We start from the raw sequence: 13,135 nt of genomic DNA, 5'->3' as shown, positions 1-13,135 counted from the left end.
GCTCGATGGTGGTGACCTTTCTGACGTTATTGTTTGGTGCAGCGGCGTCTGCGGTACGGCTGTCCTCGATAAGGGTGATTTGACTTATAACCCGTTCATCGGTATCGGCTTTAACGTTCTCGGTGAAGCTGTTGGCGGTGGCGATCCGGAAGCCGGTGACGCTACTGAATGGGGTGGCATTTGCATTAGCTATGCTTCTGAAGCTGCTCCGGATCTCGAACTTGGTCTCGGTTCTGTTGATGCTGACATTTTGTACGCAAATCCGTCTGCACATCTCAAGAAGGCTACTGCTGGTAACGTTGCGGACCTTGCATGGGAAGATTTCAAGCAGCCGACTTGGTACAAGGGCGACGTGAAGATACCGGGTCCTGATGCCGCTAAGCAGCTTGTCGCTGTGAAGTTCAAGATTCAGGCTTTGCCGGATTCTTATAAGTTCCGCATTTGTGGTGTCGGTCCTAAGGGGGCTTGTGGTAGTTTGTCTTATTGCGATCTGGATGAGCCGTCATGTTGTTCGACACCTCCGGCAATTAAGGCTGTTGTTGCCAAGGCTATCCTGAATGGCCGTACTCTCTCTTTCACGGGTGTATCCGCCGGTACCGCCGAAGTTCTCAATCTCCAGGGTCAAGTTGTTGCGAAAGGTGACGTTTCATCCGCTTTCAGCCTTGCTGACCTCGAGGCCGGTGTCTATATGGTCCGCATTGCAGGCAAGTCCGCCAATTTCACCGACATGATTGTGTTGAAATAAAATTATAGTAAACGACATTAATATTTTTACCTTTACTTTTGTCACCCCGGCCATTGTTGCCGGGGTCGGCTTTTTTATGAGCATTTACTTTTTTCTTTTACTATAGTTTCTTAATTGCGTTGCATCACAGAAATGTTCATTTTTTACTTTCATTAGAAGCGATAAGAACTATATTTATATATATTACATTGGCATTTACTGACCCTGATTTTTTTGGGGCTATTTTTAGAGAGGCTTTATGATTCGCAAACAAATTTTGTTGCCGGTTTTAGTCGGCTCGGCTTTTTTTCTTGGAGCTTGCGGTGATGATGAATCCGCACCGGTTTTCCCGGTGATTACGAGTTCCGCTTCTGCCCCAGTTCCAGCAAGTTCTGCGGTTGCTCCGCTTCCGGAGAGTTCTTCTGCTGTTGTGCCTCCTGCAAGTTCTGCGGTTGCCCCGTTTCCAGAGAGTTCTTCTGCTGTTGCGCCTCCTGCAAGTTCTGCAGTTGCCCCGCTTCCGGCAAGTTCCGCTTCGGCTCCGACTCCGGTGAATTACGCTCCGCTGGCGACGAGTGCAAACAAGACTATAGCGTCAACCATTTACACTCAGTGGAAGAGCTATCACTTTGTGACCAAAGAAACTGAAGCTACTTATTACGCCTCTATTGCTGACGACTTTAGCGAAGTGTTCACTGCTGCGTATGAACCGGCTGGCCGCGTGGTTTGGTCTGCCCAGTCAAGTTACTATAAGGCTTCATGTAGCGTATCGGATGCTACGGTGGCTACAATGAAGTTGCGTGGCTGTTCCGTGTCCGAAGGTATAGGTTATGGCATGCTTTTGGCATATTTCAATAATGATATTGATACGTATAACCGTCTGTGGAACTATACTCGCGCATATAGGGAATATAACAGGGCGAAGTTGATGCCTTGGATTACCATGTCGTTCTATTGGATATCGGTTGACAATACAAGCGCGACAGATGCTGATTTGGATATTGCGACTTCTTTGATTCTCATGTATTACAAATTGAAGGCTCAGGGCAATGCAAGTGCTGATGCTTATTTGGCCGATGCACTTACGTTCGTGAATGCCATTTGGGAAAAGGAAGTGAATCCGTCAACCTTGCTTATCTATTCGGGTGATGACGCAAGATGGAAAACTGCTAATGCTGCTTATAACTTGAGTTACTTCTCTCCGGTGGCGATTCGCCTCTTTGCGGCAGTCGATCCTTCTCACAACTGGCAAGGCGTGCTGGATGCAAACTATGCTTATATGAAGAAGGTTCAGGATGCGGGTACGGGCGTGTTCCCGGACTGGAGCGATGCTAATGGCAATGCTATTGACCCGGATAACGGCTCTGCGAAGAACACTTACTGGTTGTTCAATAAGGAATCTGTGCGTATTCCGTGGCGTATCGCATGGGATTATTACTGGTATCAGGACCCGCGTGCTGGCGCAATTCTTACCACGTTGAACGAATTTATCTCGAAGAAAGCCTCTGGCAATCCGGATGACAAGGCTTTGGCTGTAAGTTATTCATGGAATTTGTCCGTAGGTAAAGATAACACTAGTGGTACGACTGGTTCTAACCACTGGTATGGAGCGTGGTGCGCTACGGGTATCGCTGGGAACTCGACGTGGCTCAACAAGTGCACGACCGGCTTGAATACGAAGCAGAAGACTCTTTCGAATGGACCTTCTAGCTATTTCATCGATATCTTGACAACGATGTATTCGGGCTTGCTGAACGGCTTGTTCGCTCGTCCGTTCTAAATAGCTTGAATAAACTCTTGTAATTTGACGCCCCGGCTCTTGTGAACCGGGGCTTATTTTCATGTGACAAACAGCCGATCCCGGCACAACGCCGGGATGATAGCGGGTATTGCATTGTCACCCCGGACTCTGCGATGCACTGAGCAACGCCGAAGTGTTCCGGGGCCGGTTATAATACGATTTTTTTTACTCTTTTCACGTAAATATCGTTAAAATCCGTTTTTTTGTATATTATTAGGGTATGAACAAGAAAGAAAATTCAAAGACTGCAAAGTCAACAAAGTCTAAAAAGGTGAAGGCGGCTAAGGCCACGCCTGTTAAGGAATCTTCTTCGGATTCCGCCCTTGTTGTGCCTGCAAAAGATTCGTCTGTTCTTGCGGTGGAGTCAAACGGCTCTGGGAATGTCGCAAGTGGTGTTGATACTAGTGCTATTGAGAATGTTAACGGGATCGACGCAGATTCGACTGCGGATGATGATAACGTTACTGCGCCGCCTCTCCCGACTCCGGAACAGCTTGGCATTTCGATTTCTGCGGGGAATCCCGGTGGCACGCTTACGGCGACTGTCGGCGATACGCTTGTTTTCCCGGTGACGGTTTCGTGGAGCATCAATGGCAGTGCTATTTTGGTGGTGCCGATGAGTACGGCGAATGCCAAGGGCATTTTGCAGGTCGGCATGTCGCAGGAATCTAGCCGTTCGGTGAAAAATGGCAAGGAAATGGCGCAGATAACTTTTAACTACAAGCTCGTTGTGCAAGATACGGGTAACTTGAACATCCCCGCGATGCGCTTTGAAATCCCGACGCCGACGGGGCAATCGCTGGACTTGCGGAGCGATAGCGTGCCGTTGCGTGCTGAAGCTCCGGTTAGCATGTTGCCGATTGTCGTGGGCGTTGTAGTGGCGCTATGCTTGCTTGCTGCGGGCGTGTGGCGTGTGCGTCGTCGTGCTGCGGCTCAGGCGACGGCTGCAAAACGGAGTGCTGCCGAGAACGCTCTCCGCGAAAAGATGATGGTCTTGAAGCAGCGCGTGATGGTGGCCGATAGCCGTGAATGGCTCTTGGAACTTGAAGGCGTCTGCAAGGAATATGCAGTACATAAGTTCCCTGAGCTTGCCGAAGGGACTACTGCTGAAAGTGCTGGTGCTTCGGGAATGTCCTCCGCTAAAAAGTCCGCCGCCTCTGCGGTGAATCTCGATGCTCTTGTCGCTGACGGAAAACTCGATGGCTGGAAACCTTTGCTCGAAGAATTTGCCCATGCTCGTTACGGCGGCGGCAAACGTGACAGCTTCGAAAACAAGGAAACCTGGAAGCTTGCCATGACCCTTATGGGCGTGAAAGAAGAAGATTAGTAGGCAGTAGGAAGTAGACAGTAGACAGTAGGAAGTAGACAGAAGGAAGGATGTGTCACCCTGAGCGAAGAGGCTGAAGCCTCGAAGTCGAATGGGTCTAGTGATTGTGTCATGCCCGCCTTGAGCGGGCATCTCCTTTTTTTGTCTTGAAAATTCTGATGAGCGGATATAATCAGCTGACGAAATGCTCTTGCATTTGTCCAAAATAATCTAATTTTGAAGAATGGCTCGGAAGATTTGCTCGATAGGATTCTTGTGGCTTTTGCTTACTTTGTGCGGATGTTGCGTTGTTACGCGTCCGCCTTCTGCGGCGGCTTTCATGAATTCGAATGAGAAAAATCTTAGCGGAGATGTTATTGGTTTTGCATATTATTCTGGTGATTTAGTCCAAGAAGTAATTCACGATAAAAATTTACCGGGCTATAATGATGAGAGAGATTCTGATGAGTGGCCTGCTGATTTTACATATACTCATTTTTTCAATTACAAGAATTTTTCAGCGAGTCTTGGCCTACAAACTATAGTGCCTTTTTTTCAGCTTGGTTTCGTATCTAAATACATTGGTGTTATGGGGTGGGTTGGAGGCCTTGCTGGAATAGCGGTCATGGAACAGTTGCCTTTGGATCAAGATTGGAAAATAGGTCTTGTCGAACATATTGCTCAAAACGGTCGTGAATCAAGGCTGAAAGAAAGTGATTGTGGAGGCGGATTTGGCCCTACGGGAGCTTGCTTAGGAGACCCTGATCCTATTTTTTATACGGAAGTTGGGATAGGTGCTTATCTCTCGTATAAAAGTTTTGCAATTGAATTCCGTTATGGTCGTGATATCAGCGAAAATAGAAATCGGTTTACGTTTTATATGAATTGGATGTTTTCTATTTCTAAAAAAGAGAAACAAGAAGAATGGATTTGGAGATAGATTGGCTGATTAGATTTATAGGTCTGTTATGTTGTGTAAATGTTTTGAAATTGCTGTTGTTATGTTTGTTTTGCTTTTTGCAGGGTGTTCAAACCATCCGCCTTCTGCGGCGCAGTTCATGAATGTGAAAAAGAATGGAATGAGTTTTGTTGTAGGTGGGGCTGTTAGAACAGGAAATGTTGACAATCGCGAAGTCTCTTATGGCCCTAAAAATAATGCGGCCCATGATCAATATTATTCGTATGAAGAGGGAAATTGGAATTTAGAAATTGCATGGCTTGCTGCAACGTCTTATGTGGTATTGGGGCTTGGTTTTGAAGATTATACGTATAGAATGTTTTTTGGACCACGCTTTCAGTATTTGGGTCTGCAGGGTTGGGCAGGGCTTTCTCCTAGTGAAAGCAGAGACGATAAGAAAATTTCTAATGTTGTGGGCGGGGTTATGTTAATCGAGCAAATCCCAATATCGGAAAAATTCAAAGTAGGGTTTAGTGAACATATTTCGCGGAATTCATATAAGGTTATCAATCACACAGAATGCTGTTCTATGAATGAAATTTATGCTGAACAGTATAATGAATTTGGTGTAGGTGCTTATTTAGCCTATAAAGGTTTTTCTTTTGAATTTCGTTATGGTCGTGAAATTGGTGAACCGCGAAATCGCTTTTATTTTATGCTAAATTACGGAAGTTTTTAAAATGGCTCGGAAGTTCTATTCTGCTATTTTGTGTGCGTTTGCTCTGCTTTTTGTTGGGTGTTCTAGCCATCCGCCTTCTGCGGCACAGTTTATGAATGTGAAAAAGGAAGAGGATAAGTTTAATAATTCTTTTAATGCGGGCGTTTTTCTTTTGAGAGGAGATGCTTATAGAGGTACATCTCATATTGATGAAGATTATGGCGATATGGAAGATTTTGGAAATTTGGACTTATCTCTTTTGTTTAGATATAGCCATTTTATTGCTGGTGGTTCTTTTGAAAATATGTCTTTCAGATGCATTATGGGATTTCGAAGTCAGTATATTGGGTTGCAGGGATGGGGAAGTGTTGAAGCGACTTCAGTTCATTCTCATGGGCATAATACTATTCCTCTTTTCGGTGGTTTGATGCTGATTGAAGAATACCCTATAAGTGACGCTTTTAGAGTGGGAGTCAGTGAACATTTTTCTCGCAATGTGTATAAGGTGGATTCTCATGAAGAAGGAATAGGTTTTTATTCTTCGAGTCATTATGCTGAATTTGGTTTTGGGGCTTATGCTGTGCTTGGAAATTTTTCTTTTGAATTCCGTTATGGTCGTGAAATTGGTGAACCGCGAAATCGCTTTTATTTTATGACGCACTATGCATTTTTTAATTAATTTGAACTATAATTTAGACGTATGATTATCGATAAGGAAAAGGCTAAACAGCGTGCGGCAGGACTCGACTTGTTTCGGGTGGTGGCAGCCGTGATGGTGTTGCTGTTCCATTGCAATATCCATCATGATAACAGTTTTGGACTGTTGACGGAATTTGTTTCGATGAGCGCTGTGTTTATGACGGCGTTCTTTATGCTATCGGGCTATGTGCTGTTCTTGACTTACAAGGACAAGCCGCTTGTGCAGGGGGGCGCACTCAAGAACTTTTACTTGAAACGCGTCTTTGGAATTTTCCCTTTGTACTTGGTCGTGGCTCTGTTGTACGTCGTGACGCTGGGGGAAGAATCGGTGTTCCAGAATCTGGTGCTGTTGCCGATTGAAGTGCTTGGGCTGCAAAGCGTTTTTTCGACGCTGTTCCCGGTGAGCCATAATGGCGGGACTTGGTTTATTTCTTGCCTGCTGTTTGCGTATTTGGCATTTCCGCTGATGCAAGAAGTGGTGAAGGTGATGACGACTCGCTCGAAGTGGGTTGCTCTTGCTGTTTGTGTTGTGGTTTTGTTCTGGTCGCCGCTTGTGGTGCATACGTTCAAGACGGATTCGATTTATTCCAATCCGTTTTTCCGTGGTCTGGAATTTTTCATTGGCGTGCTTTTGTGCTCGCTGCCAATCCGGGCTGGAATCGCGAAAATCCTTGCGACGTGGAAAGCCTTGATTGTGGAAACGCTTCTTTTGGTGGCTGGAATTTCAGTTGCGGTTCGGCTGAATATTTTTGTAGGCAACTACATGCTTTACGATTGGATTGTGATTCCGCTGTTTGCTTGCATGATTTTAACGCTAGGTAGGCTCAAGTCGCCACGGCTGCAAGAGTCCGCTGTGCTGCGGTATGCGAGCGCGGCGAGTTATGCATTTTTCTTGGCGCAGACTTTTAATACTGAAATTGAAAACTGGCTTTTTGCTGCGTGCGGTATCCAGAACAATGTGCTGCAAATTGCGGTGTCGGTGACGCTTTGTACGCTTATGGCTGTTGCGTTACATGAACTTGTCGAAAAACCGTGTGCGAAAATGCTGAAAAAGAAATTGTAAAATGTGGCCTATTGGATGACCGTTTTTGCGAGGATGGTCGCTTGCTGGAGTTGCGAAATCTTTGTATTTAATGTATATTAAAAAGAAATGGCAAGGTGAATATGAACCTATCTATAGACATACAGAATCAGATTCGAAAGTTTGCAAAAGATTGCTTTCTGGATAAGGTTATTCTATTTGGTTCTCGTGCGCGTGGTACGAATCGCGAACGTAGTGATATTGATCTCGCTGTTTCGGGTTTTGACATTTATCGCTTTGAAGAACTTCTTGAAGAACAAGCTGATACTCTTTTGACCTTTGATGTTATTAATTTAGATGAAATTGTTTCAGATAAGTTAAGAGAATCTATTGCTAGGGAGGGAAAGCTTCTTTATGCAAAAGAATCTGAATAACAATAATTTTGTGAATTGGAAGAAAATCCTTCGTAGTTTTTATGCCAAGTTCTGAAAAATTTCGTGATTATGTTTTGTCGCAGTTCAAGGGTGAACTGTTTGATGGTGGATTCCGCGTGACGACTCGCAAGATGATGGGCGAGTACATTTTGTACGCCGACGGAAAAATATTCGGTGGTATTTATGATGACCGCTTGCTTGTGAAACCTGTGGCCGCTGCGAAAGCTATGCTCCCGGATGCAAAATTGCAATTGCCGTACGATGGCGCAAAGCCGATGTTGCGTGTCACCGACGAACAAATTGCAGATAAAGGCTTTCTCGCACGTTTGCTCGATGCGATGCTCCCGGAATTGCCCGCTGCAAAAAAGAAGTAAGACGAAAAATGAAGTCGTTTGTGCAATTCATTTCTTTGATGGCGCTCGCCTGTTTTTTGCAGTGCTGCATGAACGTTGAAATTCAAAAAGACTCCGTTTCTGCGTCGTCAACTCGGGTTCAGAAATCTGATTCTGTTCAGATTGTAGCTCGCTTTATAAATGTTAAACAAGATATACCGAAATATTCGACAGATAGCTCATTCAATGCGTTGATAGATTTGAGATGCGATGGAAACGATTTTATTGAATTTGATGCTGTAGGTAGCGGCAGTCCAAGCACAGAATATTCTATTCGGATAGAAAAAGTGCGGCAAGACTCGTCTTGGTTTGTTTTGCGTAAAATTTATTATATGAGAGATTATTCTCAATGGAATGGAAATGCTGGTGACAATTCAAAATTGATGTGGGAAAGGTCTTTGATGGATTCTACTGCCGATACGACGATGTACTTGAAAATGGAAACGGCTTTGGAAAGTTTTGTGCCGGAAACAACGACGGTGGCATCGTATATTATGTTTGATTCAAATATTCAAGGACTTGCTTATAAAAAGAATGATCGATGCATGTATGGAAACGTCAGTAATCAAGGCTATTTAAGAGATTCTCCGGGACTGAGTGCTTTGTATGCAGAATTGAAAAATTGGACTAGGGAAGATTATTTTAAACTGCAATTGTTACAAGATAATAATGAGGTTTATGCATGGTCTAAATTGAATGAGCCGGTGAAATGTACCGTTCTTGACAGTGCATGGAAAAGCGTTGAAGGCGTGCATCCATTTGAGTTTAAAAAAGGGGAAGAGAGAGCTCGCCTTGATTTCTTAAAACTGAATTTGAATGATAAAATTTTATGTGAATCAGAAGCGGGTTTCATTAGAAATATCTGGAATGTAAAGTAATATTTCTGATGACTGGTAAAATTGCGGCGACGAAATGCTCTTGCATTTTTGTAGAATAAGCTATTTTATAATTAATGAAATGGTTATTCTATACGCTCACTTTTGGGGCATCACTCGTTTTGTCGGGGTGCAGTTCTGTGATGCGTCCGCCATCGGCTACAGCGTTCATGAGCAGTTACGAAAAAGATTACACTGTTGTGAATATGAGCCTTTCTTTGTATGGTGGCGATTTGGATAATGACTCCGTGTATTATGACAATCATACAGATCAGTTTGATGAACATTCAGAGTGGGTGTTTGATTTAACAGAAACTATTTTTTGGAATAAAGGATTTTTTTCGATTGGACTTGGTGGCCAAACAGTAACTCCGTTCGTTCAGTTAGGTTTTGTCTCTCCGTATGTGGGCCTTTCTGCATGGAGTTCTATTTATTCTCCTGTGAATATTGGAAATTATTTGAGTGATGATTTTTGGAAAGATGTTTCTTATGGGGCTATGCTGATGCAGCAAATTCCTATTGGAAATGAACTGAAAATTGGTTTAACGGAGCATTTTTCTAGAAATGGGGTAGAACGGTCTTTGTCTGATAATGTGGAAGGCTTCATGGCGTTTTCTTTTCCTGAGCCGCATCCACTTTTTTACTATGAGGTGGGCGGGGGATTTTTTGTCTCGTATCATTTAGAAAAGGCTACAATTGCTTTGGAATTTCGTTACGGTAGGGATTTAGATAATAAGCAGAATCGGTTTGCTGTTACTTTGGGTGTTTTCGGTGTGAAGGGGAAAATGAGTGCACAAGAGAAAATGCAAGAAAAAGAGCAACTGATAAAAATGAAAAAAGAAAGGGAAGAATCGGAAGAAAGACGGAAGGCGAGAGCGCTGCAATCCTTAGAAGAATACGAGGAGAGAGAAAATGAGTAACATTCAAAATAGAGATTTTATGCTAGGGATGTTCTTGTTGATTGCCTTTGTGTTCACGGGGTGCTCTAGCCATCCGCCTTCTGCGGCACAGTTTATGAATGTGGAACTTAATGAAAAAAAATTTGGAGTGGGCGTTATTGCTGGTGGGTCCGCTAGAGTTGGGGATATTTATAAAGGAGATTCTCGAATTGACGTAGATTATACAGATGATGAGAGTCGCGGAAACTTAGATTTGTCTCTTTTGTTTCGTTTTGACAATAGTGTATTTGGTTTTGCGTTTGAAAATGCTTCTTTGAAGGCTATTTGGGGTGGTCGGAGTCGATATGTTGGAGTGCAGGGATGGTTTGGCATGGGAATGGGGGTAAAAAGTGGTGATGAAAATGGTATGCCATTTTCTGGAGGTTTGATGCTGATTGAAGAATATCCAATTCTTGGTAACTTAAAAGTTGGAATTAGCGAGCATATTTCGAGAAACGCTTATTTGGTTGATGAAAATTGTGGCGGTTTGGGTATCCCTTCTACGTATGGATATGGTGAGTTCGGTATAGGAACTTATTTGACTTTTGAAGGCTTTTCGATTGAATTTCGTTATGGTCGTGAAATTGGCGAACCTCGGAATCGCTTTTATTTTATGTTAAATTACGCATTTAGAACGAAGGGTGGATCTAAATAGGTGCTTTAGTATTCCTACTCCTATGCCACTATTCTATGATGAATTTGGTGGTGGAGCGAGATACTAATCGATACACGTATTGTGTTATGTAAAATTTTTATGTACCCCTTGCCAACTTTTTGATTATTAGGTACATTACAGTTGAACGCATCTCACTATATAAAGGCGAGGTGCGTTCTTGCTTTAATCGGGTTTCGATTTTACAAGGGCGTCTCTAAACATCAACTGGCTGCAGAACGTGGCCAAAAGGAGGCTGCTATGAAGTCCGAAGAAATCAAGACTCTGTTCGAAAAGTTTGAGGCGATTGCTTGCGAATACCAAGGGGTGGAATGTTGGAGTGCCCGAGATCTGAGCGCTTTGCTTGGGTATAACAAGTGGGATAAGTTCCAGAATGTTATTTGTAAGGCTCGAGAAGCCTGTAGCAATGCGGGTGAAGATGCCGATGACCATTTTCCCCGAGTGGGGAAAATGGTCTCCCTTGGAAGTGGTTCCAATCGCCAAGTTGATGATTATATGCTTACGCGTTACGCCTGTTACTTGATTGCACAAAATGGAGATTCTCATAAGGCTGAAATTTCTTTTGCGCAGAATTACTTTGCTGTGCAGACTCGCGTGGCAGAAATTGTCGAAGACCGTATTCACGAATTGGAACGTGTGCAGGCGAGGGAAAAACTTGCACATACCGAAAAGGTTCTTTCAGGGGTACTTTTTGAACGTGGCGTGGATAGCAAGGGTTTTGCTGTTATCCGTTCCAAGGGTGATCAAGCGTTATTCAACATTGATACGAATCTCTTGAAGCGTAAGTATAATGTTCCTGCGAGCCGCCCTCTTGCGGATTTTTTGCCTACGGTAAGCATCAAGGCGAAGGATCTTGCCGCTGAGATGACTTCGGTCAAGACGCAAATGAAAAATCTTTTTGGACAAAAGAAAATTGAGAAGGAACATGTGGACAACAATCATGCAGTCCGCAAGATGCTCCTTGATCGTGGAATCGTTCCCGAGAAATTGCCTGCGAGTGAGGATGTCAAGAAGGTGGCGCGTCGTCTGAAAAGGGCGGATGCGATGCTTTTGATCCCTTCTAAAAAGAAGGGATAATATCATTTTCTCGATATCGGGAAAATGATGGTATGTGCCATTTTCCCAATGTAGTCATCCCCGACTTGTTTGGGGATCACCCTCTTGTATGAAACGTCTGATGAACCGTTGAATCTAGCCGATGGACGACATTGGAATTTTTGAAATGAAAGCTATTTTATAAGTGATGAATCGGTTGGCTTGTTTACTTGTTTTGATTGTGGTGGCGATGCTCACGGGGTGTAGCGTTTCTGTTATTCATCCGCCGTCTGCTTCGGCTTTTATGGAGAAAAGTGAAGATGCTTTTCTTACGGATGTTTCGTTTTCTGCATATTGGGGAGAAAATTTAAATAAGGAGAATGGGCTATATGTTGCTGAAGGAGTGAAAGAAGTCGAGCGTTCAGAAAGATGGAAAGAGGATTGGTATTACGTAGATATGGAATGGCTTGTCCAATATCAAGGTTCCCTTCAAAAAAATATTGGACATTTCAAGTATGGTTTTGGGATTGATTTCGCAACGCCTTATGTGCAGGCAGGCTTTGTTTCGGATTATTTGGGCGTGATGGGTTGGAGTAATTTGTGTCTGTGGCAATTAGAAAAAGTGGAGCACGCATATTTTCAGTGGGGTGGAGGAATTTCGCTGATAGAACAGTTGCCGATTGGGGATAATTTTCGAATCGGCTTGACTCAACATTTATCGCGAAATGCCCGAGAAAGTATTATGGCTCAACATGGAGGTGCATTGCCACGTGATTTTGATAGGGCAGCACCAGTTTTTTATGACGAAATCGGAGGTGGGGCGTATGTATCTTTTATCCCTTTTGAGAAGACAAGGGTGGGAATAGAATTTCGATACGGGAGAGATTTGACGTATAAATATGTAGAATCGAAGTCTGGCGATGGAGATGTTGTACGCGATATTAATAGGTATTCTTTAATAGTCAGTTTTATTAGCAGGTGATTTTTTAGTATGAATCGGTTGGCTTATTTTATTGCTTTGTATGTGGCGGCGATGCTGGCGGGGTGCAGCGTTGCCATTATTCATCCGCCATCTGCTGCGGCGTTTATGGAAAAGAGCGAAGAATTTTTTGTAAGGAATGCTTCTCTTACTGTAACTGTGGGCGATATTGCTTATGGGGAAAATGATGAGCGTTATATTGCAAAAGAAAAAGTGGGTCGAATTGAACATGAAGATTGGTTTTATAAAGCGACTGAATGGCCGATTGAATTTTCAGTATCGATGCAACGAAGTGTTGGCTATTTTAAATATGGTTTGGGTTTAGATTTTATAACGCCTTATATACAAGCTGGATTTGTGTGTGATTATTTCGGCATAATGGGTTGGAGTAATCTTTGGGTGTGGCAACAAGAAAAAGTGGAACACAAGTATTTTCAATGGGGTGGAGGAGTGTCCATTATTGAACAATTGCCCATTGGCAAAAAAATTCGTATAGGTTTGACTCAGCATTGGTCTAGAAATGGTCGTGAGGATTATACATATGGAGATGCGATTGGATTTGGAATCCCGATGCCGATGCCTATTTTTTACGATGAAATAGGAGGAGGTGGTTATATGTCTTTTCCTCTTATGGAAACGCTAAGG

Annotated in this window: 15 protein-coding genes; all 15 read left to right on the top strand. The window is 43.5% G+C overall.

The features are described 5' to 3' along the window. The coding region (locus IKG78_RS02185) for a T9SS type A sorting domain-containing protein (protein WP_290938693.1) at window positions 1-745 on the top strand (745 nt) is incomplete at its 5' end. 238 nt (window positions 746-983) lie between these two features. Then, the gene (locus IKG78_RS02180) at window positions 984-2,501 is read left to right on the top strand and encodes a glycosyl hydrolase family 8 (protein WP_290938691.1); all 1,518 of its coding nucleotides are present in this window, start codon (window positions 984-986) and stop codon (window positions 2,499-2,501) included. Between the two features lie 241 nt (window positions 2,502-2,742). Next, complete coding sequence (locus IKG78_RS02175; protein ID WP_290938689.1) at window positions 2,743-3,849, top strand: BatD family protein; 1,107 nt, start codon at window positions 2,743-2,745, stop codon at window positions 3,847-3,849. A gap of 319 nt (window positions 3,850-4,168) precedes the next feature. Beyond that, on the top strand, window positions 4,169-4,768 hold the full coding sequence (locus IKG78_RS02170; RefSeq protein ID WP_290938687.1) for a hypothetical protein: 600 nt from the start codon (window positions 4,169-4,171) through the stop codon (window positions 4,766-4,768). A gap of 28 nt (window positions 4,769-4,796) precedes the next feature. Then, complete coding sequence (locus IKG78_RS02165) at window positions 4,797-5,465, top strand: hypothetical protein (protein WP_290938685.1); 669 nt, start codon at window positions 4,797-4,799, stop codon at window positions 5,463-5,465. A 1-nt stretch (window position 5,466) separates the two neighbouring features. Beyond that, window positions 5,467-6,123 (top strand): hypothetical protein, encoded by a 657-nt coding sequence (locus IKG78_RS02160; RefSeq protein WP_290938683.1) that lies wholly within the window; start codon window positions 5,467-5,469, stop codon window positions 6,121-6,123. Window positions 6,124-6,144: 21 nt separating this feature from the next. Then, complete coding sequence (locus IKG78_RS02155; protein WP_290938681.1) at window positions 6,145-7,206, top strand: acyltransferase; 1,062 nt, start codon at window positions 6,145-6,147, stop codon at window positions 7,204-7,206. Between the two features lie 101 nt (window positions 7,207-7,307). Beyond that, window positions 7,308-7,598 (top strand): nucleotidyltransferase domain-containing protein, encoded by a 291-nt coding sequence (locus IKG78_RS02150; RefSeq protein WP_290938679.1) that lies wholly within the window; start codon window positions 7,308-7,310, stop codon window positions 7,596-7,598. A gap of 41 nt (window positions 7,599-7,639) precedes the next feature. Continuing rightward, window positions 7,640-7,972, top strand: coding sequence for a TfoX/Sxy family protein (locus tag IKG78_RS02145; RefSeq protein WP_290938677.1), 333 nt, complete (start codon window positions 7,640-7,642; stop codon window positions 7,970-7,972). Window positions 7,973-8,040: 68 nt separating this feature from the next. Continuing rightward, window positions 8,041-8,868, top strand: a complete 828-nt coding sequence (locus IKG78_RS02140) for a hypothetical protein (protein ID WP_290938674.1) — start codon at window positions 8,041-8,043, stop codon at window positions 8,866-8,868. A gap of 167 nt (window positions 8,869-9,035) precedes the next feature. Further along, window positions 9,036-9,785 carry a hypothetical protein gene (locus IKG78_RS02135; RefSeq protein WP_290938672.1) on the top strand — a complete coding sequence of 250 codons (750 nt, stop codon included), beginning with the start codon at window positions 9,036-9,038 and terminating at the stop codon, window positions 9,783-9,785. After that, window positions 9,778-10,458 carry a hypothetical protein gene (locus IKG78_RS02130; RefSeq protein WP_290938669.1) on the top strand — a complete coding sequence of 227 codons (681 nt, stop codon included), beginning with the start codon at window positions 9,778-9,780 and terminating at the stop codon, window positions 10,456-10,458. Before IKG78_RS02135 ends, IKG78_RS02130 begins: the two co-directional genes overlap by 8 nt. Window positions 10,459-10,716: 258 nt before the next feature. Next, window positions 10,717-11,553, top strand: a complete 837-nt coding sequence (gene dinD / locus IKG78_RS02125) for a DNA damage-inducible protein D (protein WP_290938667.1) — start codon at window positions 10,717-10,719, stop codon at window positions 11,551-11,553. Window positions 11,554-11,719: 166 nt separating this feature from the next. After that, window positions 11,720-12,493: a hypothetical protein gene (locus IKG78_RS02120; protein WP_290938665.1), complete on the top strand. Its 774-nt coding sequence runs from the start codon at window positions 11,720-11,722 to the stop codon at window positions 12,491-12,493. A 9-nt stretch (window positions 12,494-12,502) separates the two neighbouring features. Continuing rightward, window positions 12,503-13,135 (top strand): hypothetical protein (locus IKG78_RS02115; protein WP_290938663.1); only part of this gene is annotated, 633 nt, incomplete at its 3' end.

It is taken from the genome of Fibrobacter sp. (assembly GCF_017545445.1).
Classification (GTDB): domain Bacteria; phylum Fibrobacterota; class Fibrobacteria; order Fibrobacterales; family Fibrobacteraceae; genus Fibrobacter.
Note: the sequence above shows the minus strand (reverse complement) of the source record. Positions and strands in the feature narration are given on the sequence as shown.

What these genes read in the sequence shown, in the direction of transcription:
- IKG78_RS02155 (WP_290938681.1), top strand. Translation starts at nt 6,145, where the DNA reads ATGATTATCGATAAGGAAAAGGCTAAACAGCGTGCGGCAGGACTCGAC.
- IKG78_RS02160 (WP_290938683.1), top strand. Translation starts at nt 5,467, where the DNA reads ATGGCTCGGAAGTTCTATTCTGCTATTTTGTGTGCGTTTGCTCTGCTT.
- IKG78_RS02130 (WP_290938669.1), top strand. Translation starts at nt 9,778, where the DNA reads ATGAGTAACATTCAAAATAGAGATTTTATGCTAGGGATGTTCTTGTTG.
- IKG78_RS02180 (WP_290938691.1), top strand. Translation starts at nt 984, where the DNA reads ATGATTCGCAAACAAATTTTGTTGCCGGTTTTAGTCGGCTCGGCTTTT.
- IKG78_RS02140 (WP_290938674.1), top strand. Translation starts at nt 8,041, where the DNA reads ATGAACGTTGAAATTCAAAAAGACTCCGTTTCTGCGTCGTCAACTCGG.
- IKG78_RS02150 (WP_290938679.1), top strand. Translation starts at nt 7,308, where the DNA reads ATGAACCTATCTATAGACATACAGAATCAGATTCGAAAGTTTGCAAAA.
- IKG78_RS02165 (WP_290938685.1), top strand. Translation starts at nt 4,797, where the DNA reads ATGTTGTGTAAATGTTTTGAAATTGCTGTTGTTATGTTTGTTTTGCTT.
- IKG78_RS02120 (WP_290938665.1), top strand. Translation starts at nt 11,720, where the DNA reads ATGAATCGGTTGGCTTGTTTACTTGTTTTGATTGTGGTGGCGATGCTC.
- IKG78_RS02135 (WP_290938672.1), top strand. Translation starts at nt 9,036, where the DNA reads ATGAGCAGTTACGAAAAAGATTACACTGTTGTGAATATGAGCCTTTCT.
- IKG78_RS02170 (WP_290938687.1), top strand. Translation starts at nt 4,169, where the DNA reads ATGAATTCGAATGAGAAAAATCTTAGCGGAGATGTTATTGGTTTTGCA.
- dinD (WP_290938667.1), top strand. Translation starts at nt 10,717, where the DNA reads ATGAAGTCCGAAGAAATCAAGACTCTGTTCGAAAAGTTTGAGGCGATT.
- IKG78_RS02175 (WP_290938689.1), top strand. Translation starts at nt 2,743, where the DNA reads ATGAACAAGAAAGAAAATTCAAAGACTGCAAAGTCAACAAAGTCTAAA.
- IKG78_RS02145 (WP_290938677.1), top strand. Translation starts at nt 7,640, where the DNA reads ATGCCAAGTTCTGAAAAATTTCGTGATTATGTTTTGTCGCAGTTCAAG.